Raw genomic sequence first — 22,838 nt, forward strand, 5'->3', positions numbered from 1 at the left:
TGACCGCCTCGCGCGGCGGGGTCTATGACCCGCGCCCAGATGACCAGCGACAGCCCCACCACCGGCGCCCCCGAACTGACGGTGGTCGTGCCCAGCTACAATGAGCGCGAGAACGTGCCGGAACTGGCGCGCCGGCTCGGCGAGGTGCTGGCCGGCGTCGCCTGGGAGATGATCGTCGTCGATGACGACAGCCCGGATGGAACCTCCGCCCTCGTCAAGGACCTGTCGCGCAGCGATCCGCGCATCCGCTGCATCCGGCGCGTCGGCCGGCGTGGCCTGGCCGGCGCCTGCATCGAGGGGATGCTGGCCTCCTCCGCGCCCGTCGTGGCGGTGATGGATGCCGATCTCCAGCATGACGAGACCATCCTGCCGGCCATGCTGGAGAAGATCCGCGGCGGGGCCGAACTGGTGGTCGCCAGCCGCAACATCGACGGCGGCTCGAAGACCGAAGGCCTCTCGCCGATCCGTCAGGCGATCTCCGACCTCGGCCGGCGCCTCTCCGACATGGTGCTGCGGGCGCCTCTGAGCGATCCGATGTCCGGCTTCTTCATGATCCGCCGCGAGATCGTCGAGGAGGTGGCGCCGCGCCTCGCCACCACCGGCTTCAAGATCCTCGCCGACATCGCCGCCTCGGTGCAGCGCGTGCCGACAGTGGCGGAGGTGCCCTTCGTCTTCCGCGAGCGCATCCACGGCGAGAGCAAGCTCGATGCGAAGGTGGCGCTCGACTATATCGGCTTCGTCCTCAACAAGCTGTCCGGCGGGCTCATCCCGCTGCGCTTCATCTTCTTCGCCCTCGTCGGTGCCAGCGGCCTCGTCGTCCACCTCGCCGCGCTCTATGCGGGCCTGTCGCTGGGGCTGCGCTTCGAATGGGCGCAGACGGCGGCCACCGTCGTCGCCATGACCTCGAACTTCATCATCAACAACGAGTTCACCTATCGCGACGCGCGGCTGAAGGGCGGGCGCTTCTTCACCGGCCTGCTGCTGTTCTACGTCGTCTGCAGCATCGGCGCCTTCGGCAATGTCGGCGTTGCGAGCTGGCTCTATGCCGGCGACGTGGAATGGTGGCTATCGGGTCTTGCGGGCGCCATCATGGGCGCGGTGTTCAATTATGCCGCTTCCTCCGCCGTCGTCTGGCGCCGCTGAGCCGCCGCCGCCCGTCTGGGCCGGCAGCGCGCGCGCCGTCATCCTCCTCGTCGCCGTCCTGACGGCGATCCGGCTGGTCGCGGCCGGCCATCTCGGCCTTGCTGCCGACGAGGCCTATTACTGGATCTGGTCCAAGAACCTCGCCTTTGGCTATTTCGACCACCCGCCGATGGTGGCGGTGCTGGTGCGCGCCTCCACGGCGGTTTTCGGCGACAGCCCCTTCGGCATCCGCTGGCTCTCCGTGCTGCTTGGCGCCGCGGCGAGCCTCGGCGCCTGGCGGCTGGTCTGGCGCCTGACCGATGACCGGATCGCCGCGGTCTGGGCGGCCGGCCTTGTCCAGGCGACGCTGTTCTTGGGCGCAGGCGCGCTTCTGGTGACGCCCGATACGCCGCTCGTCCTGTTCTGGACCCTGGCGCTGCTCGCCCTCGCTGAGCTCTGGCGCACGGGCCGGGGCGTCTGGTGGCTGGCGGTCGGCCTCTGCGTCGGCCTCGCCTTCGTGTCGAAATACACCGCCGTCTTTCTCGGCCCTGCCATCCTGCTCTGGCTCGCCCTGGTGCCGGAGCTGCGCCGCTGGTTCCGATCGCCCTGGCCCTATGCGGGCGGCGTGCTCTGTCTTGCCGTGATGGCGCCCGTCATCGCCTGGAACCTCGCCCAGGGCGGCGCCTCGCTCACCAAGCAGTTCGGCCGGGCGGTTCCGAAGGCCTTCGACCCGCGTTTCGTGCCGGAATTCATCGCGGGGCAGGCGGCGCTGCTGACGCCGCTGATCGGTCTCCTCGTCGTCTGGGGCCTGTGGGTGGCACTGCGCCGCACGATCCGCGATCGCAGCCCCGGCGAGACGCTGATCACCGTCTCCGTGCTGCCGCTGGTCGCCTATCTCGTCTGGTACGGCCTCTTCGATCGCGTCCAGGGCAACTGGACGGCCTGCCTGCTTCCCGCTTCCATTGCGGCTGCGGTGATGGGGGCGCGGGCCCTGCCGGCAGCCGGTCCGCTGGCGGCGGTGCTGCGGGCCTCCCTGCGCTGGTCGGTGGTGACCGGCGTCGTGCTTGGCCTGCTGCTGCTGCTCCACGCCGCCTTCCGCATCGCGCCTCTCGCCGTCGATCCCACCGGCCAGCTCCATGGCTGGCCGGAGGCGGCGCGCGAGGTCCAGGCGGCGGCCAACACGGCCGGCGCCGCGGTCATCGGCACGGCGAGCTACACGACCACGGCGCATCTGCGCTTCTACGGCTCGGGACGGCCGCCGGTGGTGCAGTTCGGCGAGCGCGCGCGCTACGTCATGGAGCCCGCCTTCGACCCGGCTGTCCTTGCCGGGCGGCCCGTCCTGGTGGCGGTGGAGAGCCGCCGCGTCGCCGAGGTCGAGCAGCGGCTGAAGCGCCTCTACGGATCCGTCACGCCGGCGGGTGTCGTCGAGCGGCGCTGGCGCGAGCGCTATGGCTTGGCGGCGACGGTCGACAGCTTGCATCTGTTCCTCGCCCGCGATCCCGTCGCGGCCGGACTTCCCGATCTCGCTCAATAGGATCGCCACAGCGCGATGCCGCCATAGGCGCCGGAGCGGCCGCCGCGATCCATGGCGAAGCCGCCGGTGATGCGCAGGCCGAGGGGGCCGAAGGTGAGGCCGGTGACATGGCCGCCAAGGCGGGTGCGCAGCGTGCCGTGATGGGCGCTCAGCGTCATTTCCGGCCCGACATGGACGCCCTTGGCCATCTCGTATCCCGGCGCGATCCGCAGCGTGGCTGCCCTGAAGGGCGTCGCATAGGCGGCGAAGAGCTGGACGGACATCCGGTCTGCAGGGGTCAGCCAGGCATCCACGGCGATGGCCGGACCGAGCCGCGTGCCGGTCTGCGGGTCGGGGAGGGCAGGGGCGATCCGCCGCGTCTCCACGGCGAGGCCGGCATAGGCGGTGACGACGCCCCAGTCGCTCTTGAACCGCCAGCCCCCCATCAGCCGCGTGGTGCCGGCGATCTCGGTGAGATGAATCGGGAGTGCGGGGTCCATGCGGAAGCGGGAGAGGCCGCTGCCCGCGCTGAAGCGGAAAATGAAGCCCTTCTCCCCGATCGGCACATCCATGCCGGAGGCGAGGTGGAAGCCGTCGAAAGCGGCCTCGAAGCTGGCATAGCGCACGGTGCCGGGGGGCGGCTCGGCGGCATGGCCGGCCAGCGACGAGCCGATCAGCAAGGCGAGGCCAGCGAGAACGCGCATGGCAAAAGGTTGCATTAGCGATGATCTGCAACCAGTCCGGCGAAGTCCGGAAACCGGCCGGGCCGTTCACCCTTTGCTAACCATCAGGGGCGCGAAATGGTGGAACGGGTGCCGTCGTCGCGTCCCGGCCCCCGGCAGTGCATCGCCCATCCTTCTGGAGGCCGCCATGCCCTTGCCGTGCACACCCGCGCTGGCCGCACCGCCGCGCCATGCCGTCGACGCCGATTTCCTCCGGCAAATCGAGGGCTACAGCCTGACCACCGCCGAGATCCTCTACCGGATGCCCGACCATCCGCTCTTCCTGCAGGTCTATCTCTGGCAGGACTACGACCAGGCGCCCTATTTCCCGGTCCTGCGGCGGTTTCTCGACTTCTGGGAGCGCAGTCTCGACGGGCGTCTCCATACGGTCCGGATCGCCTCCTCGCGCCTCATCGGCCCCTGCGAGGTGCGGGCGGCGAGCGAGATTGGCCGGCTGCACTGAGGCCCCCGCACCGGTTCGCGTATCATGTTGTGACGATGAGAGTGGCGGCGAGACGCCCGGCAGACTATGTTCGCCCTCCCATCCTCGTCCGGGTGCCCGCGTGCAGACCCCTGAAAAGACCTCGCAGATCATCGCCTCGCTGATGTCGGCCCAGACATCCAGCCATGCGGAGGTGATCGGCAACCTGACCGTCGGGGATCTGATGGCGTCGCTGCGCACGCGCGCCTTCGGCCTGTCGCTGATCCTGTTCGGCCTGCCGAACCTGCTGCCCATTCCCGGCCTGCCGATCCTCACTGGCATCATCCTGGCGCTGCTCGCCGTCCAGATCGTCCTCGGCCGCGACGTGCCCTGGCTGCCGGCGCGCATCGCCGGCGCGACCCTGCCGCGCGAGCGGCTCAATCAGGTCATGGCCCGCACCCTGCCACTGCTGCGCTGGATCGAGCGGGTGACGAAGCCGCGCTTCGCCCTGGCCGCCGGGCCGACCGCCCGCCGCGTCGTCGGCCTCACGGTGCTCGTCCTGGCGGTGCTGCTCATCATCCTGCCGATCCCATGGATCGGCTCCATGCCGCAGGGCCTGGCGCTCTGTGTCCTCGGCCTCGGCCTCACCGAGCGTGACGGCGTGCTGGTCACGGCCGGCTTCGTCCTGGCGGCAGTGGCCACCGCCGTGGGCGCGGGAATCGGCTACACGGTCTTCGCTGGCGCTCTGGCCGTGATGCACTGAGGGCGAGGACCCGCAAGGAGACAGCCGTTGACGGAGAGCATGGATGAGCGGTCGCTCCGCACGTCGGAGGTGTTCCGCGGGCTGAAGACCATCGGCAGCGGCGAGCGCATCTCGCTCGGCGAACTGACGACCTCGCTCGGCGATCGCGGTTTCGGCCTGCTGGTCCTGATCTTCGCCCTGCCCAACATCATCCCGATGATCCCGGGCGTCTCCACCGTCTCCGGCGTGGTCATCGCCCTGGTCGGCCTGCAGATGATGATCGGCCGCCATGCGCCGTGGATGCCGGGTTTCGTTGCCGAGAAGACCATGCCGCGCGAGCAGCTTGCCGCCATGGTGGATCGCACCGTCTCCTGGGTCGAGCGGCTGGAGCGGGTCGCCCAGCCGCGCTGGACCGGCATGACGCGCGGGCCGATGCATGTGGTCCTCGGCGCCATGTTTGTGCTGCTCGGCGCGATCCTCGCCCTGCCGCTGTCCTGGATCGGCAATTTTCCGCCGGGCGTGGCGCTGGTGGTGCTGTCCATCGGCATGCTGGAGGAGGATGGCCTGCTGGTCGCCCTCGGCCATGCCATCGGCATCGTCGCGACGCTGCTCGTCCTCGCCCTCGTGGCGGCGCTGGTCGCCGCGGCGCTGGTGAGCTTCGGCTGGCTCACGGCCTGACGTCGCATCCTTCCTGCTTCCCTTGCCGCGGCGCGGGCATTATGGTCCGCGCCATCATTCACGAGGTCCCGCCATGGCCGATCACGTCGTGCCCCATTTCGCCAATGACGACGGCGTTGCCGTTATCCATATCGGCGTGAAGGAGTTCCAGTGCATGGGCGCCCGGGCGCCCTATGACCATCCGCACGTCTTCCTCGACATGGGCAGCGACCACGAGATCGTCTGCCCCTATTGCTCGACCCTCTACAAGCACGACCCGTCGCTCCATGCCGACGAGACCCGTCCGGCCGGCGCCTATGTGAAGGCCCTCGCCGAGGCCTGATCCGGCCGTGCCCGGCACGGTCACCATTGCAGGCGCCGGGATCGGCGGCCTGACCGCGGCCCTGGCGCTGGCGCGCCGCGGCCTGTCCGTTACCGTGCTGGAGCGTGCGCCAGCCCTCGACGAGGTCGGGGCGGGCATCCAGCTCTCCCCGAATGCCAGCCGCATCGTGATCGGCCTCGGGCTCGGCGAGGCGCTGGCCGCGCGCGCCGTGGTGCCGGAGGCGATGGTGGTGCGCAGCGCCGCGACCGGCGGCACCCTCGCGACCGCCGAGCTCGGGGCGGCCGTCGCGCGCCGGTACGGGGCGCCCTGGTGGGTGATCCACCGCGCCGATCTTCTCGCCATCCTCGCCGAGGCCTGCCGGGCCGAGGGGGCCATCCGCCTCGAGACCGGCGTCACGGTCACCGGCCTTGCCCTCGAGGACGGCGCGGTCCGGCTTGGCCTCGAGCGCGCCGGCGAGCCCGACCATCTCACCACCCCGGCCGTGATCGGCGCCGACGGCCTGCGCTCCGCCGTGCGGGCGGCGCTCGGTGACGGAGGACCGCCCGACTTCCGCCACCGTGTCGCCTGGCGCGCCACGCTGCCGATGGAGGCGGTGCCGCAGGCGCTGGCCGGCGGACGGCTCGGCCTCTGGCTCGGCGCCGACGCCCATTGCGTGCACTATCCGCTGCGCTCGGGCGAGTTGTTCAACATCGTGGTCATCCTTGCCGCCGACGCCCCGGTCGAGGGCTGGCGGGCGCCCGGCGATCCGGCTGTCCTCGCGCGCCGGCTCGCCGGCTGGCCTGCCGCCCTGCGCGAGGTCGTGGCGCGGGTGGATGGCTGGCAATGCTGGTCGCTTGCCGATCGCCCGGCCTGGTTCGGGCCTGAGCGCGACCCGGTGACGCTGATGGGGGATGCCGCCCATCCCATGCTGCCCTTCGTCGCTCAGGGCGGGGCCATGGCCATTGAGGACGCGGCCGTGCTGGCCGAGGAAGCGGGGGCGACGCCGGACAATCTCGCGGGGGCTTTCCGCCGTTATGGCGCGCGCCGTCTCGCCCGGGTCTCCCGCATCCAGGCGCTGGCGCGGCGCAACGGGGCCATCTACCACCTCAAAGGGCCTGCGGCGCTGGCGCGCGACCTCGCGATCCGCGTCATGGGCGGCGGGATCGTCGCCTCGCAGGACTGGATCTACGGCTGGCGGCCCTGAGCCTCAGGGACGGCGCGCACCCTCGGCCGGGGCGTTGGAGGCGGCGAGGTCGCGGATGTTGAGCCGCTGGCCGCCGGGCAGGAGGATGTCGCCGGGACGCAGGCCGCCACCGCAGCGCGCCGAGACGAAGCGGCCCTGCTGGGTGGTGAGGGTCTGCTGGAACTCCGACTGGCCGATGGTCTGGATCGTGCCCTCGACGCGCAGGGAATAGGCCTGGCGCAGGTCGCCCGAGATGACCGAACGGGCGGTGGTGCGGGTCTGGCCGATGAGGCAGTCCGTCTCGATGACATAGTCCTCGCCGTCGCGGCGGATGTCGAAGCGCTGGCAGGTGCGCCCCATCTGGCCGAAGCCATATTCCACCATCTGCCGCTCGGTGGCCGCATCCGTGCAGGTCTGCAGGGTGAATTCCTGCCCGCCGGGGCCGCCGCCGGTCATCATGCGGATCTCCCAGTAGCCGGGACGCCGTTGCGGCAGCTCCACAGGCTGCGAGACCGCCGGCGACGCAGCGAGCAGGGCAAGGGCGGCAAGGCGCAGGGGAGCGGCGAGGAGCAGCATGATGGTCCTCTATAGGCGGGAATCGCCGCGCCGTGCGTGACGGATCGGCCACGGTCGGCGGCGATCACGCGCCGCGCGCCTGTGGCTCTGGTCCGGTCGCGTGCGGATGGCGCGGTGGCGCGCCGCTGCTAGGCTCGCTGCGCATCAGAACAGGCCGACACGGCCAGGGAGAAACACCATGAGGCTCACCTCCATCCGGCCGGCGCTTGCCGCCGGGCTCTTTGTCGCATCCGCGGCGGGAGTCCTCGGCGCCCCTCCATCAGCCCTGGCGCAGATCGCCGTGTCGGCCAATGACGGCAAGATGCGCCTCGTCGACGGCGTCGCCACCGTCGTCGAGCAGCCGCGGCCGGATTCCGTCTCGATCATCGATTTCGCCTCCGGCACGCCGCGGGTGCGGGCGACGATCCCCGCGCCGGCCAGCGTCGTCGGACCGCCCGTGTCCGTTGCGGTGACGGCGGACGAGAGCCTGGCGCTGGTGAGTTCGGCGATGAAGCTCGACCCCGCCAATCCCCGCCGCACCATCCCCGACAACCGCGTCTCGGTCATCGACCTCAAGGCCGAGCCGCCGGTGGTGATCGCGACGCTCGAGGTGGGGCAGGGCGCGGCAGGCCTCTCCATCCACCCCTCCGGCACTCTTGCCATCGTCGCCAACCGCGCCGAGGGCACGGTCTCGGTGCTGACGATTGCCGGGCGAGCGGTGACGGTCGGCCCGAAGATCGCGCTGGGCGAGCCGACCTCCGGCCCGAGCCATGTCGCCTTCACGCCCGATGGCCGGACGGCGCTGGTCACCCGTGACAACGACCACAAGATCTCGGTGCTGGCCATCGAGGGGACGACCGTGACCTACACGCGCCGCGACCTGAATGCGGGCCTGCGTCCCTACGGTCTCGACGTCTCGATGCGCGGCGACATGGCGGTGGTGGCCAACATCGGCATCGGCGGCGGCGACGCCGACACGATCAGCCTCATCGACGTCCGGGCGCAGCCGCCGCGGGTGGTCAACACGGTCTCCGTCGGCCAGACGCCGGAGGGCATCAAGATGGCGCCCGACGGCCGGCATGTCGCTGTCGTGGTGATCGACGGGTCGAACAAGGCGCGCAATTCGCCCTTCTTCCAGGCCCGCGGCAAGGTGGCGATCTATGAGGTGCGCGGCACCGACCTCGTGAAGGTCACCGAGGCGCCAATCGGGCAGTGGTCGCAAGGGGCGGCCTGGTCGGCCGACAGCCGGCGCCTGCTGGTGCAGAACATGGTGGGCGACGACATCCAGGTCTTCGCCTTCGAGAATGGCGCGCTCAGGGAAATCGGCACCCTCGCCATGCCGGCCTCGCCCGCTGCCATCCGCACGGCGGAGCCGGTCCGGCGCTGATCGCGCTCGCGCTCCGGTTGCCAAATCCGCCGCCGAGCCGCTAGAGCTTGGCGGCGGGCCCCCTTGGCGAAATCGGTAGCCGCACCGAACTTAAAATTCGGAGCCCTCGGGCGTGCCGGTTCGAGTCCGGCAGGGGGCACCACCGCGCGGCCCGTCTCGACCGTTCCGTAACGACAGGTCCGGCCGTTAATGATGCCCTAACGGCAGGGCAACAGTTCGTTGACCATTTCGACCGGTCCGGTGAACGCCGCGTTGAGATACGATGGCTAGCCTGCGCGGCGGGATAGCGGAGAGGGGACGGCAAGCCCGGGGAGACCGGCCGTGCAAATGACCCCTGCCAAGATCGTGCTGTTCTTCACCTGCGTGCTGGTTCTGATGAACCCGCCGCTGATGCTCGGCCTGCTCGGCCCGGAGGGCCGTCGCGCCGGCCTGCTCATCGACGAGAGCCTCGGCACCGACAACTTCCGCATCGCCGTCTTCGGCAAGCGCTGAGAGGCGTTAGCCGGCGTCGCGGATCGGCGGCTGGAAGGTGTAGCCCATGTCCCAGGGGAAGTAGATCCAGGTGTCCTGGGACACTTCGGTGACGTAGGTATCGACCATGGGCCGCCCCTGGGGCTTGGCATAGACGGTGGCGAAATGCGCCTTGGGCAGCATTTCGCGCACCACCTTCGCGGTCTTGCCGGTGTCGACGAGGTCATCGACCACGAGGATGCCCTCGCCGCCATCGGTGAGGAGGTGGGGCGCCACCTCCTTGATGACCTTGAGCTGACCCTGGCTCTGGTAGTCGTGGTAGCTGGCGATGCAGACCGTCTCGATCATGCGGATGCCGAGCTCGCGGGTGACGATCGCCGCCGGCACGAGGCCGCCGCGGGTGATGCAGACGATGGCGCGGAACGGGCCGGCGCTGCTGATGCGCCAGGCCAGCGCCCGGGCGTCGCGGTGGAACTGGTCCCAGGAGACGGGGAAGGCCTTTTCCGGGTTCGGGGTCGCCATGGGGCACTCCAGCCAAAGGGGCATCGACAGGCCGGCGACACTAGCCGCCGCGCGGGCCCCCGCAAATCCGTCGCTGCCGGCTTTTCCAAAGGGAATATGCCCGGCGCATGCGAAAAGGGCTCCCGGCGGGGAGCCCTTCGCATGGCCACGAAGGCGGGGTCAGAACCGGTAGGTGACGCCGGTGGAGATCAGCCAGGGGTCGATGGTCACGCGGCCCGAGGTGGTGGCGAGCACGCCGGTCGTGTCGGTGTACTTGAAGTTGGACCGCAGGAAGATCTTCTTCACGTCGACATTGATGCCCCAGTGGCGGTCGATCATGTAGTCGAAACCGACCTGCAGGGCGACGCCGGCGGCGGGCGCGACGGAGAAGCGGTTGTAGGCGAAGGGCGCGCCGTTCGCCATGGCGCCCTGGGCCGACTGCGAGAAGAACATTGTGTAGTTCACGCCGGCGCCGACATAGGGCTTGAAGGCGCCGAAATCGGTGAAGTGGTACTGCAGCATCAGGGTCGGCGGCAGCAGCCAGGTCTTGCCGATATTGGCGGTGGAGGCCAGCGCCGCCGAGAGCGCGCCGGTCGGGCGCACATTGTGCGGCGTGACGCCGAGGATCAGCTCCACCGCGATGTTCTTGGTGAAGTAGTAGGTGATGTCGAGTTCCGGCACCACCGAGGTGGAGATGCCGAGGTTGTTGATCGCCGGGACCGCCGCGCCGTTCAGCGTGGTGACGGCGCCGGAGGGCGAGGGGACGACCGCCAGGGCGCGGACGCGGATCTGCCAGGGGTTGAAGGCCGGTGCGACGATCGCGGTGTCGATCGATGTGCGCGGGGCCGACAGGTCGGCGGCAAGCGCCGGGGTGGCGAGGAGGGCGGCGCCGATGGCGGCGCTGCGCAGGACGGTCTTCATGATGGGCCCCGAGATGCGAGCGTTTCTTGGTGCCACGCGGGCCGTCGGGGGAAACCGTCCGGCGCGGCGATGCGGGACGAGCAAGGCCACCGCTGCCCGCCGCCGCCTTTGCGCTGGATCAAATGGGGCGGTGTTCGGGCACCCGCGCCGGGAGGTTGCGGGCGGGATGTTGCCGCCCTGCAACAATGAGTATCGTCAGCTGCCGCGCGTGATGGTGATCGGCGCGTCCGGCCGCTTGTGCTCGCCGACCATGGCGACGACCGCCTCTTCGGCGGCGGCGAGCAGCGCCGCGTCCTTGGCGCGCAGCACGAGGCGCGTCCAGAACTTGCCGTCCTGCATCATCGGATAGGAGCCCATGATGACGCCGGGATGGGCCTTGGCGATGGCGGCATAGGGCGTGCCGATATCGCCCTCGCGCAGGCCCGGCGCCTCGATGGAGACCTGGATCATCTTGGTGCCGGTCTTCAGCCGCGGCGAGACCACGTCCATCATCGCCTGCATGACCGAGGGCACGCCGGCCATGGTGATGACATTGCCGATCATGAAGCCGGGCGCCTTCGACACCGGATTCTCGATGAGCTCGGCCCCGGCGGGGATGCGCGCCATGCGCAGGCGGGCCTCGTTCAGGTCCTTTTCGGGGATGCGCTCCAGCAGCATGGCGCGGGCGCGCGGGTCGACATCGATGGAGACGCCGAAGGCCTTGGCGACGCAGTCGGCGGTGATGTCGTCGTGGGTCGGGCCGATGCCGCCGGTGGTGAAGACGTAGCCGTACTTGGCCCGCAGCATGTTGAGGGCAGGGATGATCTCGTCCTCCTCGTCGGGGACGACCCGGACCTCCTTCACGTCGATGCCGATCGCCGTGCAGTACTCGGCGATGTAGCCGATGTTCTTGTCCTTGGTGCGCCCGGAGAGGATCTCGTCGCCGATGACGAGGATGGCGGCGGTGACGGTGGTCGGCTCGGTCATGATGCGCTCCGGGACTGGTCCGGAGGTAGAGCCTGCCGCGGGCGGCGGCAAGGGGTCGCGGGGTAGGGTTGACGGGAAGGGCATGGCCCATAACACTTAACATATAAGTTAAGTGAAAGGGTGCTAGCCATGGCCGCCATCGTCTCCCGCCTCATCCCCTGCCTCTGGTTCAACGGCGAGGCCGAGGCCGCCGCCACCTACTATGTCGGCATCTTCCCGAACAGCGGGATCACCGAGGTGATGCGCTGGCCGATGGACGGCATGGCCCCGGCGGGCAGCGTGCTGACGGTGACCTTCGAGCTCGACGGCACGCGCTTCGTCGGCCTCAATGGCGGGCCGGAGTTCACGTTCACGGAAGCCGTCTCGTTCCAGGTGATCTGCGAGACCCAGGACGAGATCGACCATTACTGGGCGCGGCTCGGCGCGGGCGGCCGCGAGGTCGAGTGCGGCTGGCTGAAGGACCGCTTCGGCCTGTCGTGGCAGATCGTCCCGCGGATGCTCCCCGAGGCGCTGGCCGATGCGGACCGCGAGCGGGCGGCGCGGGTGATGCGGTCGATGATGACGATGGTGAAACTGGATATCGCGGTGCTTGAGGTGGCGGGGAGGGGGTGAGTTGTGGTGGCACCGGGCCGCATCGCAGCTGCCTATGGCAATGCCTGGAGCGCCTCCAGTTCGGCAGCCAGCGTGCCATGCGCTTCAAGGGCGGCGGTCTTTGTGTTCCGGAGTGTCTCGACCGGCGTTCGCTGGTCCTTGGCAGCTTCTCGGGCGGCGTCGATTTTTTTGCCGACGAGAGCTATCCGTTCGCGGATCTCCTTGAGCTTCGCCTTCTGCTCAGCTGAAAGGTTTGTCTCGCTCTTTTCGTCAGCTGCCTTTTTCACCTGATCGAACGTGGGTGCCTTGAGTGCAAGACCCGCCAGTTCCGCCTTGGCTGCTTCGCGCTCGGCGGCGAACGGATCCACCGGCGTCTCATTCGGACGGGCACCGAAATAGAAACCGATCATGGCCGCCAGCATGGTCGACAGCATGGTCAGGATCTGCTTGGCGACGTCGTTTGCGACCGTGTAGTCCGCTCGTGGAACGAGGAAGAATCCGTAGGGACTCGCCGGAGTGCCGTCGCCCCGAACCACGACGAGGCCGGAGGTGCCCACCGAATCCTGCATCGCTTTAGCCTCGGCCATTGTCGTGACGGGCAGCCTCATCGGGGCGGAGGTTTCAACAAATGCGGTCCGCGATGTCTGCGCCAGCAGATAACTGGCGAATACACCGACGAGAACAATAAAGGCGAGGGTCAGGATGGCCCGAATGCTCCCCTCGGGCAGCCCAAAGGGCTGACGGCTGTCCAGGATGCCGAGGCGGCTCGCGGTCATGCTGAGGACGCTGACGAAGCCGGTGATAGCAACCAGCCCGACCAGGACGAGGATCGTCAGCAGCGAGAAGTTGGGGACATTGGCGCTCATGGCAAATGTCACGACCACGACGGAAACCGCGGCCACCGTCAATCCGACCCACGGAAAACTTCCTTGCTGCATCGCTCAACCTCACCGCACTTCGACGCGCCATAGTTGCGCAATGCGACTATTGGTTGCAGCCGGAAGAGTACGGAGGCAAAGCTGACGATGATGAAGCTGGATATCGCGGCGCTTGAGGCGGCGGGGAGGGGGTGAGAGACACCTCTCTCCACGCCGTCATGCCCGGGCTTGGCCCGGGCATCCACGAATTCTCCTGGGCGCAAACCCTCTCGGGGCTGGTGGTCAAGTCGTGGATGCCCGCCACAAGGGCGGGCATGACGATGGTTTCTGTAGGGGGATGCGGTTCGCCACGCTCCTTGGAACCGCGTTCACACCGCCCCCTACTGCACCTGCACCTGCCGCAGCGCCTGGTCGACCATGACCTTCACGGTCAAAAACTCACCCTCGCCACCATGGCGCGAGCCGCGGATGGGCGCGGCGTTGAGATAGTCGAGGCCGCAGGCGATGCGGATGTGCTGCTCGGTCGGGCAGAGGCCGTTGGCGGCGTCGAAGCCGACCCAGCCGAGGTCGGGCACATGGGCCTCGGCCCAGGCATGGCCGGCCTCCTGGTCCACCGTGCCGTCGGCATGGAGGAAATAGCCGCCCACATAGCGCGCGGGGATGCCGAGATGGCGCGCCGCGGCGATGAAGACATGGGCGAAGTCCTGGCAGACGCCGCGCTTCAGCGCGAAGGCCTCCGCCGCTGTGGTCGAGGCCTGGGTCGGGTCCTTGTCGAAGACCATGTCGCGGGCGAGGTCGTCGAGCAGGGCGTGGAGGGTGGAGAGCCGGTCGCCCGGCCGCTCGCGCGCCTCGGCATAGGCACGGATGGCAGGATCGGCGGCGGAGAGGGCGGTCTCGCGCAGGTAGAGGCCGGGCGGAAAACGCTCCACCGCGCCGCGCACCACGCCGGCCGTGTCGGAGGTCTCGACGAGGCCGTCGACGCGGACGGTCAGCGTCTGGATCGGGCCGATGCAGGAGAAGGTGTGGGTGATGTTGCCGAAGGCGTCCTCGTGGGCGTCGAGCCGGGCGTCCTGGTCGACGTCGATGCGCCAGTTGAGGATGTGCTGGCCCTCGAAGTTGCGGGGCGTCAGCCGCAGCGTCTGGATCACCGCATGGGCGGGGACCGCGTAGCTGTAGACGGTCTCGTGGGCGATGCGGATGCGCATGAGGCCTTGGCCGTCAGGTGAGGTATTGCTGGGTGATGGCGGCGCCCAGCCGGTTGTTCTCGGTGATGAAGTCCGAGACGAATTCATGCAGCCCGGACTGGAAGATGTCCTCGATGCGGGCGTTCTCCAGCCGGGTGCGCGTGGCGCGGGCGGCGCGCTGGGCCGGGCCCTGCCGGCCATAGGCCAGCGACAGGCTGTCGAGATTGCGCACGATGCTCTCGTAGCAGGCGGCGAGCGAGCGCGGCATCTGGTCGTTGAGGATGAGGAGGTCGGCCACCAGCCAGGGCTTGAGGCTCTCCTTGTAGACCCAGTGATAGGCGGTGAGTGCCGAGACCGCGCGCAGGATCGCCGACCACTGGAAATAGTCGAGCGAGCCGCCGACCGTCTCCGAGGCCGGCAACAGCACGTGATACTTCACGTCGAGGATGCGGGCGGTGTTGTCGGCGCGCTCGATCATCACGCCGAGGCGCGAGAACCAGTAGCCGTCCGAGCGCAGCATGGTGCGATAGGCCGAGCCGTCGAAGCGCAGGCCCGTTTCCTTCACGAAGGCGAGGAAATTGGCGAGGTTCTCGTCCTGGTTCAGGCCGGAGGCGCGGTACTTCGACAGTTCCAGCCACGCGGCGTTGATGGCGTCCCACATCTCCACCGTCAGCGCCGTGCGCACCGCGCGGGCATTGGTGCGGGCCACCTCGAAGCAGGAGCGGATGGAGGAGGGGTTGTCGGGCGAGAAGGCGAGGAAGTCGATGACCGTCTCGCGCGTCGCCTTCTCGTGCGCCTGGTAGAAGAGATGGGCGCAGCCGGCGGTCGCCACCGCCGATTCCCATTCGTTGGAGGTCCCGGCATAGGCCGAGGGCAGGTTCGCAAGTCGCGTCGAGGCCTCGATGATGCGGGCGAGATATTCGGCGCGTTCGACGTAGCGGGCGAGCCAGAAGAGATTGTCGGCGGTACGGGAGAGCATGGTTTCCGCCTGTCCTCAGGAATCCAGGACCCAGGTGTCCTTGGTGCCGCCGCCCTGGCTCGAATTCACCACAAGGGAGCCCTCCTTCAGCGCCACGCGGGTGAGGCCGCCGGGCACGATGCGGACCTTGTCGCGGCCGGTGAGCACGAAGGGGCGCAGGTCGACGTGGCGGGGCGCGACGCCCTCCTCGACGAGGGTCGGGCAGGTGGAGAGCGCCAGCGTCGGCTGGGCGATGAAATTGGCGGGGTCCTTGATCAGCTTCTCGCGGAAGGTCTCGATCTCGGCGTTCGTCGCCTTCGGGCCGATGAGCATGCCGTAGCCGCCGGAGCCATGGACCTCCTTGACGACCAGTTCGGGCAGGCGCTCCAGCACATATTTCAGCTCGTCCGCCTCGCGGCAGCGCCAGGTCGGCACGTTCCTCAGGATCGGCTCCTCGCCGAGATAGAACTTCACGATCTCCGGCATGTAGCTGTAGACCGCCTTGTCGTCGGCGACGCCGGTGCCGACCGCATTGGCGAGCGTGACATTGCCCGCATGGTAGGCGGACATGAGGCCGGGCACGCCGAGCGCCGAATCCGGACGGAAGACCAGCGGGTCGAGGAAGTCGTCGTCGAGGCGGCGATAGATGACGTCGACGCGCTTCGGCCCCTCGGTCGTGCGCATGTAGACGACGTCGGCCTTGACGAAGAGGTCACGGCCCTCGACCAGCTCGACGCCGAGCTTGTCGGCGAGGAAGGTGTGCTCGTAATAGGCCGAGTTGAACAGGCCGGGCGTCAGAAGCACGCATGTCGGATCGGACGAGGCCGAGCGGGGCGCCACCGACTGCATCGTGGCGAGAAGGTCGTCGGTGTAGTTCTCCACCGGCGCCACGCGGTGGGCCGAGAAGAGCTCGGGGAAGAGGCGGATCATCACCTCGCGGTTCTCCAGCATGTAGGAGACGCCGGAGGGGGTGCGGGCATTGTCCTCGAGGACATAAAACGTGTCGCCGTCGACGCGGACGATGTCGATGCCGGCAATCATCACATAGATGCCGTGGGGCACCGGCTGCTGGTTCATCTCCGGACGGAAGGCCGGGTTCCGGTAGACGAGGTCCTCCGGCACGATCCCGGCGCGCAGGATCTCGCGCTTGGAATAGACGTCGCCGAGGAAGGCGTTGATGGCGCGCACCCGCTGGGTGAGGCCCTTGGAGAGCCGGCTCCATTCATCGCTGGTGAGCACCCGCGGGATGACGTCGAAGGGGATCAGCCGCTCGGTCGAGGCGGCGTCGCCATAGACGGCGAAGGTGATGCCGATGCGGCGGAACAGCGCCTCGGCCTCTCGCGAACGGGTGGCGAGAAGATCCGGTGGAATCGACTGGAGCCAGCGGGCGAGGGTCTCGTAGGCGGGGCGGACTGCACCGTCCGCGAGGGTCATTTCATCGAAGATCGGTGCAGCGCCTGCCATTGCCGGCAAAGTCCCCTCTGGAAGACGAAGCGTGGTCCCTCTCTGGCGGAGCGATCCTGACGCTTCGCTGACAAGCTAGCGGCAAATCGCGTCGTAAGGGAAGGGGGCTTTCGCAGGCGCGAAAGGATGCGCCGTTCCGCCTCAACGCCGCCGGCCGTTGCCGGTTCCGGCGCCGGGGGGTAATGGCAGGGCATGTCCCGGATGTCGCCATGACCGTCACGGTCGCCGCCCTCTATCGCTTTGCCCCGCTGCCCGACTGCGCCGAACTCCGCGCGCCGCTCGCGGATCTGTGTGTGGAGCTCGGCCTCATGGGCACGCTTCTGCTGGCCCCCGAGGGCATCAACGGCACGGTGGCGGGTTCCGCCAAGGCCATCGCGGCGCTGCTCGATCGGCTCCGGGGCGGATGGATATTCGGTGAGCGCCTCGAGGGCCTGTCCGTCCGCCTGTCGCAGACGGATGCCATGCCCTTCGGACGGCTCAAGGTGAAGGTGAAGCGCGAGATCGTCGCCTTCGACGGCGGTGCCACCGATCCGACGCAGCGCGTCGGGACCTATGTGGCGCCCGCCGACTGGAACGAGGTCATCCGCGATCCGGAGACGCTCGTGATCGACACCCGCAACGGCTTCGAGGTGGCGATGGGGTCATTCGAGGGGGCGACCGACCCCGCCACGACCTCCTTCGGCGACTTTCGGGCCTTCGTCGACGGCGCCCTCGATCCGGCCCGCCATCGCCGCATCGCCATGTTCTGCACCGGCGGCATCCGCTGCGAGAAGGCGAGCGCCTTTCTCCTCGACCGCGGCTTTCCCGAGGTGTTGCACCTCAAGGGCGGCATCCTCGCCTATCTCGCCGAGGTGCCTCGGGAAGAGAGCCTGTGGCGTGGCGGCTGCTTCGTCTTCGACGACCGCATTGCGCTGGGGCACGGCCTGGTGCCGGTTCCCGTTGCACAGGAGGCCGCATGAGCGACGTGAACGACCTCACCGGCCGGCTGGAGGCGCTGGAAATCCGCGTCGCCTACCAGGACCAGACCATCGAGGACCTCAACGCCACCATCACCGCCCAGTGGCAGGAGATCGAGCGGTTGCAGCGCCTGCTGAAGCGGCTGGAAGAGCAGGTCAACGAGAGCCTCGCCTCGGCGGGTGCGCCGAACCTGCCGGAACCGCCGCCGCCGCATTACTGAAGGGCTTCAGGAGCAGTAGTACTGCTCGTAGGCAATCTTCTGCCAGGTGCCGCCCGATTTCTCGTAGATCGCCGCGCCGCCGCAAACCTCCATCCCGCCGCGTGTCGTGCCGTCGGGGAGGCGAAAGGACGTGTTCTGTCGCCCCTCAATGACAATCGCCGCGCGTGAGAAATCCGCGTCGAACACCGGGATGCCGAATTGGATCTCCTGTGTTTCCAATCGGCTATCGCCCGAGTGCTGCCATGCATCGTGCATTTCCTTGAAATGCTTCGCCTTTTCCTCGCGCGTGCAGAAGTTCGTGGAGCGTTTCTGGTCGGGGTCCATCAGGCCGTCCGGCCAGACGGCGACGTGGACGCCGACAAGGTCCGCCGCGACCGTGGAGTTCAGGTAGCGGCGGGCGGTCGAACGATCGATTACGGCACGGGGTAGCCATTCGTTGATGATCGCGCAGCGGCCTGGCGGTACCAGTGGCGAGTTGGCGATCGCCTGAAGCAGACTCGCCGTCTGCTCAAGAACGCGCTCCTGAAATGCTTCCGCTTCGCGATGACGCGCCTCGTCGTCGTCATCCTGCGCCAAGGCCGAGATCGAAAAGATGAGTGCAATTGTCAGGGCCGTTCCGCACGAGAGCCGCTGCCACATGATCATCTCCCTCAAGTAGACTGGAGATATCGTCTTACGTTCCGGCCGCACAAGCCCGTGGGCGGTCCATGTCCGCATTGCCCAGCGCCCCTCTCGCGTTTATCCCCTTCGCCCCGAGGAGAATCTCCATGACCTATTGCTGCGGCATTCTCGTGCGCGACGGCCTCGTGATGATCGCCGACACGCGCACCAATGCCGGCCTCGACAACATCTCGACCTTCCGCAAGCTGCACGTCTTCCAGAAGCCGGGCGAGCGGGTGATGATCCTCGCCTCGGCGGGCAATCTGTCCATCACCCAGTCGGTCATCGGCTTCCTGCAGGAGGGCGTGCTCAACCCGGAAACGGGCGAGAGCGAGTCGATCATGAACGCGCCGAGCATGTTCCAGGCGGCGCAGCGGGTCGGCCGCGCCATCCGGGAGGTGAGGCGCATCTATGGGCCGGGGCTCGAGGAGGACGGCGTCAAGTTCGAGGCCTCTTTCCTGTTCGGCGGCCAGATCAAGGGTCGCTCGCTCCGCCTGTTCATGGTCTATGCGGCCGGCAACTACATCGAGTGCACGGTCGACACGCCCTACCTGCAGATCGGCGAGCACAAATACGGCAAACCGATCCTCGATCGCGCCATCAAGTTCGACACGCCGCTCAACGACGCGCTGAAGATCGGCCTCGTCTCGATGGACTCCACCATGCGGTCGAACCTTGGCGTCGGCATGCCCATCGATATCGCGGTGACGCCGCGGGGCGATGCGATCCTGCAGACGCATTACCGTATCGAGCCGGGTGAGCCCTATTTCCACGACCTGCGCGAGCGCTGGTCGGCGGCCCTGCGCAAGGCGCACATGGACATTCCGCCGCCGCCCTATTCGGGCTCCAACGTGGTGAAGTGAGCGGCCTCAGCGCGTCCGGTAGAGGCTGAACCAGTTCGGCGGCGTCAGGCCCCGGCAGGTCGGCATGACGTCGAAACGAACCGGCCGGAAGCGCTCTCCGTCCCACTGCCATTCGGCGACCTCGCCGCAATCGCCGATGCCGCGGCCCTTGGCGAAATGGGCGACGCGACCCGTGGCGGCGTCGACGTCCGAAGTGGTCAGGATCGCGTCGTCATAGGGTTCGGGCCGCGCATCGGGCGACGGCTTCCGCGGCCGCGGGAAGGATGCGGGGCGAACCTGTGGCACCGCGCCCTCCCTGACGAGGAAATGGATCTCGCTGGACTGGTACGCGCCGCTCCAGCAGCGCACGGCCACGAGCAGAAGCCTTTCGGCGAGGCGGTGCGCGGCAATGGCGGGGTTGTCCTCGTCGTCGCAGGTGTCGGTGGGAAGGGCGCGGAAGGCCGCCAGGACCGGCGCGCGCACCGCTTCCAGCCGGCGCGCGACATCCCCCTGGTCCGGCAAGCGGCGTTCGGCCGGCGCCCGGGGCGGTTCGGTCGGCAGCGGCGGCCTCGCCCGGCCATCGCCCGGCCGGGCGAGAGCATCGCGCGATCCGATGCGACCCTGCTGCTCGTCCATCCAAAGCAGGGCCGCCATGGCGCCGTCGAGCGAGATCGGATCGGGCGGTTCTTGCTGGTTGCCGGCCGGATGAACCGTGACACGGAGGCTCTGGCCGCGCCGGATGTCGGCGATAAGGCGTTCGGCGAGGGCGCGGTCGGTGACGGTGATGGTCTCCTCGTCCTGGCTGGCGGCTTGCCCCACGACGATGTCCGTGGCGGCGCCGCCATCGACGCTGGCCGAGAGGCGCAGCCCGGTCGTGCCACCGGTGTCCCGGTCGAGGACGATGCTGATCACGGGCTGGGCATCGGCGGCCCCTCCGCGGTCGATGCGCAGGGCGACGCCGATCATGGTGTCCTGCTTCGGCATGCCGAAGGCGCGGCAGGTGCGGGTGTTGTCGCAGGCGACGATCCAGTCACGGAAGGTGCGGATCTCGCCGCGCCCGTCGGCCCGGGCGATGCTGCTGGCTGCAAGGACCGTCGCGGCGGCGATCAGGCTGGCTTGTGTCAGGCGGGCGATCATGGCGGCCTTCCCCAGAGTGTCATCCGCCTTGTCGCCTATCCCGGTTTCAGCCCGGTGCCGTCTGCAGGCCTACTCCGTGACCGTCACCCGCGCCGCCAGGGTGGCGTTGGAATCGCCGCCGACGAAGATGTCGTACTCGCCGGGCTCCACCACATAGCGGCCGGCATCGTCGTGGTAGCCCAGCGCCTGGACCGGAATCCGGAAGGTCACCGTCTGGCTCGCCCCCGCCGCGACCGCGACCTTCTCGAAATGTTTCAGCTGGCGCACCGGCCGCGACCGCTGGCCGACGCGCTGGCGCACATAGACCTGCACGACCTCCTGGCCGGCCGGCCCCGCCGCGTTGGTGAGGCGCACCGAGCCTGCCACCGTCCCCGAGCGGGGCACGGTGGGCGAGGACAGAGTCAGCTGGTCGAAGGTGAAGCGGGAGAAGGAGAGACCGAAGCCGAAGGGAAAGAGGGGCTCCATGCTCTCGTCGAGATAGCCGGTCTCGTAGCGGAAGTTTTTGACGCGCGGACGGCCGGTCGGCAGGCGGTCGTAGTAAATCGGCACCTGGCCCGTGGCGCGCGGGAAGGTCATCGGCAGCTTGCCGGAGGGGTTGGTGCGGCCGGTGAGGACCTCGGCGATGGCCGTGCGGCCCTCGGTGCCGAGGTGGAAGGCCTGGATGACCGCGGCCACCCGGTCGATGAAGCGCGTCAGCACGAAGGGCCGCGAGGTGTGCATGATCACCACCACCGGCTTGCCGGTGGCGATGACGGCATCGAGCAGCGCCTGCTGGTGGGCCGGCAGGTCGAGATGGGCGCGCGAGGTGCCCTCGCCATATTGCTCGCAATCCTCGCCGAGCATCACCACCGCAACGTCGGCGGCGCGGGCCGTTGCGACGGCGCCGGCCGTGTCACCGGCCGCGAGGCTGCAATGGGTGGCGAAGCCGGCGGCAGCGCTGACGCCGACGCCGGATCCCAGCAAGGTCTGCAGCTGGTCGGTGAGGCGCGGCGAGATCACCCGCGGCAGCCCGGCATTCTCGGTGTACTGCCAGTCTTCCTGATGGGTGGCGAGGCTGCCGATCACCGCCACCGACCGCACCGCGGGCTTCAGCGGCAGGATGGCGTTGTCGTTCTTCAAGAGGATCACGGCCTCGCGGGCGATCTCGAGGGAGGCCTCGCGCGCCTCCGCCGTGCCGAGGTCGCGCTGGGCGAGGGCGGGGTCGTAGGGCGCCTCCTCGAAGAGACCCATGTGCAGCTTGACCCGCAGGACCCGGCGCACCGACTCGTTGACCGCCGCCTCGCTGATGGCGCCCGAGCGCACGAGCTGGGCGAGATGGGCGTCGTAGAGGCCCGCCATCATGTCCATGTCGATGCCGGCGCCGAAGGCTCGCCGGACGGCGTCCGGTCCATCTGCCGCCTGGCCATGGGCGATGAGCTCCTTCACCGATTCGAAATCGGAGACGACGAAGCCGCGGAAGCCGAGCTGTCCCTTCAACACCTCGGCCACCAGGTGGCGGTCCGCCGTGGAAGCGATGCCGTTCATCGCGCTGAGCGAGGTCATGACGGTGAAGGCGCCGGCGGCCAGCGAGGCCTGGAACGGCGGCATGTGGTAGTCCCAGAGCTTGGAGACCGGGATCCACACGCTGTTGTAGTCGCGGCCGCCCTCGGCCTCGCCATAGCCGATGTAATGTTTCGCCGAGGTGGCAAGGCCACCCCGGTGGTAGCCGACCGTGCGTGCGGCGGCGAGGATCGAGGCGAGGTGCACGTCCTCGCCGGCCCCCTCCATGACGCGGCCCCAGCGGGCGTCGCGCGTCATGTCGATCATCGGCGCGAAGGTCCAGTTGATGCCGACGGCGCGCGCCTCGCGCGCCGACCAGTAGGAGGCAAGCTCGACGAGGCGCGGATTGAAGGTCGCCGCCTGGCCCAGCGGCTGCGGCATGTAGGTGGCGAAGCCGTTGATGGCGTCGAGGGCGATGATGGCGGGGATGCGCAGGCGCGAGCGCGCCGCCCGGAGCTGGATCGCCCGGATCTCGCTGGGCGTGACGAAATTCATCACCGCGCCGGTGCGGCCTTCCTCGACCCATTCCATGCGGAACTCGTCGCCGCGGCCCCAGAGGTTCAGCTGGCCGACCTTTTCCTCCAGCGTCATCTGGGCGAGCAGCGCGTCGATGCGCCGTTCGATGGCGGCGGCCTCCTCGCCGGTCTTCCAGGCACGGGGGACGGGCGGCGATCCCGCCGGCACGGGCGGGGCGGGCGTCTGGGCCAGGGCCGGGAGCGAGCCGAGGAGCAGGGCGGCGGCAAGGAGCCAACGGGGGGATGCGGGCATCGGGTCGTACAAACTCCCGGGAATGGTGGCCGCTTCCTAGCCGCTGGCGGCCACCTTCCGCAACGGCGTTGGGTTTGGCCCACGGCGCGACGCACCGCCGCGTGGCCGGGCAGGTCTCTCGCCCCGGGCCTTTCCTCGCCGGGCAGGCTGTGGCTAG

25 protein-coding genes and 1 tRNA gene are annotated in these 22,838 nt (G+C 68.9%); 14 read left to right on the plus strand and 12 right to left on the minus strand.

All coding sequences use genetic code 11. The features are described 5' to 3' along the window. The first annotated feature begins 24 nt into the window (after positions 1-24). A complete protein-coding gene (locus C8P69_RS17510) occupies positions 25-1,143 on the plus strand; it encodes a glycosyltransferase (protein WP_108178724.1) in 1,119 nt (372 codons plus the stop codon). Beyond that, on the plus strand, positions 1,109-2,656 hold the full coding sequence (locus C8P69_RS17515) for a glycosyltransferase family 39 protein (protein ID WP_170118285.1): 1,548 nt from the start codon (positions 1,109-1,111) through the stop codon (positions 2,654-2,656). The genes C8P69_RS17510 and C8P69_RS17515 overlap by 35 nt, the downstream gene beginning before the upstream one ends. On the opposite strand, the gene bcsS is transcribed toward C8P69_RS17515, so the two are convergent. Then, a complete protein-coding gene (gene bcsS / locus C8P69_RS17520; protein ID WP_170118286.1) occupies positions 2,650-3,339 on the minus strand; it encodes a cellulose biosynthesis protein BcsS in 690 nt (229 codons plus the stop codon). The two genes, C8P69_RS17515 and bcsS, sit on opposite strands and share 7 nt — an antisense overlap. 166 nt (positions 3,340-3,505) lie before the next feature. On the opposite strand from bcsS, the gene C8P69_RS17525 reads away from it, so the two are divergent. From C8P69_RS17525 to C8P69_RS17545, 5 genes are all read left to right on the plus strand, one after another. Beyond that, entirely contained in the window at positions 3,506-3,820 is a 315-nt protein-coding gene (locus C8P69_RS17525) for an usg protein (RefSeq protein WP_108178727.1), read from the plus strand. 100 nt (positions 3,821-3,920) lie between these two features. Beyond that, on the plus strand, positions 3,921-4,541 hold the full coding sequence (locus C8P69_RS17530) for an exopolysaccharide biosynthesis protein (RefSeq protein ID WP_108178728.1): 621 nt from the start codon (positions 3,921-3,923) through the stop codon (positions 4,539-4,541). A gap of 27 nt (positions 4,542-4,568) precedes the next feature. Further along, a complete protein-coding gene (locus C8P69_RS17535; RefSeq protein ID WP_108178729.1) occupies positions 4,569-5,198 on the plus strand; it encodes an exopolysaccharide biosynthesis protein in 630 nt (209 codons plus the stop codon). Positions 5,199-5,271: 73 nt separating this feature from the next. Continuing rightward, positions 5,272-5,520 (plus strand): zinc-finger domain-containing protein, encoded by a 249-nt coding sequence (locus C8P69_RS17540; protein WP_108178730.1) that lies wholly within the window; start codon positions 5,272-5,274, stop codon positions 5,518-5,520. Between the two features lie 7 nt (positions 5,521-5,527). Then, on the plus strand, positions 5,528-6,703 hold the full coding sequence (locus C8P69_RS17545; RefSeq protein WP_108178731.1) for an FAD-dependent oxidoreductase: 1,176 nt from the start codon (positions 5,528-5,530) through the stop codon (positions 6,701-6,703). A 3-nt stretch (positions 6,704-6,706) separates the two neighbouring features. Here the strand turns inward: C8P69_RS17545 and C8P69_RS17550 are convergent, their stop codons facing one another. Beyond that, positions 6,707-7,258 carry a DUF3617 domain-containing protein gene (locus C8P69_RS17550; RefSeq protein WP_108178732.1) on the minus strand — a complete coding sequence of 184 codons (552 nt, stop codon included), beginning with the start codon at positions 7,256-7,258 and terminating at the stop codon, positions 6,707-6,709. Between the two features lie 178 nt (positions 7,259-7,436). Here C8P69_RS17550 and C8P69_RS17555 point away from each other — a divergent pair, with 178 nt between their 5' ends. From C8P69_RS17555 to C8P69_RS23930, 3 genes are all read left to right on the plus strand, one after another. Continuing rightward, entirely contained in the window at positions 7,437-8,624 is a 1,188-nt protein-coding gene (locus C8P69_RS17555; protein ID WP_108178733.1) for a YncE family protein, read from the plus strand. A 57-nt stretch (positions 8,625-8,681) separates the two neighbouring features. Further along, a tRNA-Leu gene (locus C8P69_RS17560) sits at positions 8,682-8,766 on the plus strand. Between the two features lie 185 nt (positions 8,767-8,951). Beyond that, the gene (locus tag C8P69_RS23930) at positions 8,952-9,116 is read left to right on the plus strand and encodes a hypothetical protein (protein ID WP_170118287.1); all 165 of its coding nucleotides are present in this window, start codon (positions 8,952-8,954) and stop codon (positions 9,114-9,116) included. Positions 9,117-9,122: 6 nt separating this feature from the next. Here C8P69_RS23930 and gpt read toward each other — a convergent pair whose 3' ends face one another. From gpt to C8P69_RS17575, 3 genes are all read right to left on the minus strand, one after another. After that, positions 9,123-9,617 (minus strand): xanthine phosphoribosyltransferase, encoded by a 495-nt coding sequence (gpt, locus tag C8P69_RS17565; protein ID WP_108178734.1) that lies wholly within the window; start codon positions 9,615-9,617, stop codon positions 9,123-9,125. A 159-nt stretch (positions 9,618-9,776) separates the two neighbouring features. Then, positions 9,777-10,517: an OmpW/AlkL family protein gene (locus C8P69_RS17570; RefSeq protein ID WP_108178735.1), complete on the minus strand. Its 741-nt coding sequence runs from the start codon at positions 10,515-10,517 to the stop codon at positions 9,777-9,779. Positions 10,518-10,712: 195 nt separating this feature from the next. Beyond that, positions 10,713-11,483 carry a competence/damage-inducible protein A gene (locus tag C8P69_RS17575; protein ID WP_108178736.1) on the minus strand — a complete coding sequence of 257 codons (771 nt, stop codon included), beginning with the start codon at positions 11,481-11,483 and terminating at the stop codon, positions 10,713-10,715. Between the two features lie 129 nt (positions 11,484-11,612). Between C8P69_RS17575 and C8P69_RS17580 the strand changes: the two genes are divergently transcribed. After that, complete coding sequence (locus C8P69_RS17580) at positions 11,613-12,095, plus strand: VOC family protein (RefSeq protein ID WP_108178737.1); 483 nt, start codon at positions 11,613-11,615, stop codon at positions 12,093-12,095. Positions 12,096-12,127: 32 nt separating this feature from the next. On the opposite strand, the gene C8P69_RS17585 is transcribed toward C8P69_RS17580, so the two are convergent. The 4 genes from C8P69_RS17585 to C8P69_RS17600 form a co-directional block, all read right to left on the minus strand. Then, a complete protein-coding gene (locus tag C8P69_RS17585; protein ID WP_108178738.1) occupies positions 12,128-13,012 on the minus strand; it encodes a hypothetical protein in 885 nt (294 codons plus the stop codon). A 320-nt stretch (positions 13,013-13,332) separates the two neighbouring features. Then, entirely contained in the window at positions 13,333-14,157 is an 825-nt protein-coding gene (locus C8P69_RS17590) for a transglutaminase family protein (RefSeq protein ID WP_108178739.1), read from the minus strand. 13 nt (positions 14,158-14,170) lie between these two features. Further along, on the minus strand, positions 14,171-15,115 hold the full coding sequence (locus C8P69_RS17595; RefSeq protein WP_108178740.1) for an alpha-E domain-containing protein: 945 nt from the start codon (positions 15,113-15,115) through the stop codon (positions 14,171-14,173). 15 nt (positions 15,116-15,130) lie between these two features. Next, entirely contained in the window at positions 15,131-16,528 is a 1,398-nt protein-coding gene (locus C8P69_RS17600; RefSeq protein WP_108178815.1) for a circularly permuted type 2 ATP-grasp protein, read from the minus strand. Between the two features lie 239 nt (positions 16,529-16,767). Here C8P69_RS17600 and trhO point away from each other — a divergent pair, with 239 nt between their 5' ends. Next, positions 16,768-17,517, plus strand: a complete 750-nt coding sequence (trhO, locus tag C8P69_RS17605) for an oxygen-dependent tRNA uridine(34) hydroxylase TrhO (RefSeq protein ID WP_108178741.1) — start codon at positions 16,768-16,770, stop codon at positions 17,515-17,517. Next, positions 17,514-17,735, plus strand: a complete 222-nt coding sequence (locus tag C8P69_RS17610) for a SlyX family protein (protein WP_108178742.1) — start codon at positions 17,514-17,516, stop codon at positions 17,733-17,735. The genes trhO and C8P69_RS17610 overlap by 4 nt, the downstream gene beginning before the upstream one ends. Before the next feature lie 6 nt (positions 17,736-17,741). Here C8P69_RS17610 and C8P69_RS17615 read toward each other — a convergent pair whose 3' ends face one another. Next, positions 17,742-18,374, minus strand: a complete 633-nt coding sequence (locus C8P69_RS17615; protein WP_146167372.1) for a hypothetical protein — start codon at positions 18,372-18,374, stop codon at positions 17,742-17,744. A gap of 128 nt (positions 18,375-18,502) precedes the next feature. Between C8P69_RS17615 and C8P69_RS17620 the strand changes: the two genes are divergently transcribed. Then, positions 18,503-19,258, plus strand: coding sequence for a proteasome-type protease (locus C8P69_RS17620; RefSeq protein ID WP_108178744.1), 756 nt, complete (start codon positions 18,503-18,505; stop codon positions 19,256-19,258). 6 nt (positions 19,259-19,264) lie between these two features. On the opposite strand, the gene C8P69_RS17625 is transcribed toward C8P69_RS17620, so the two are convergent. Both C8P69_RS17625 and C8P69_RS17630 read right to left on the minus strand, forming a co-directional pair. Next, a complete protein-coding gene (locus tag C8P69_RS17625; protein ID WP_108178745.1) occupies positions 19,265-20,374 on the minus strand; it encodes a DUF1176 domain-containing protein in 1,110 nt (369 codons plus the stop codon). 69 nt (positions 20,375-20,443) lie between these two features. After that, positions 20,444-22,681 carry a glycoside hydrolase family 3 N-terminal domain-containing protein gene (locus C8P69_RS17630; protein ID WP_108178746.1) on the minus strand — a complete coding sequence of 746 codons (2,238 nt, stop codon included), beginning with the start codon at positions 22,679-22,681 and terminating at the stop codon, positions 20,444-20,446. Between the last annotated feature and the right edge of the window lie 157 nt (positions 22,682-22,838).

Origin of the sequence: Phreatobacter oligotrophus (genome assembly GCF_003046185.1) — a bacterium.
Taxonomy (GTDB): domain Bacteria; phylum Pseudomonadota; class Alphaproteobacteria; order Rhizobiales; family Phreatobacteraceae; genus Phreatobacter; species Phreatobacter oligotrophus.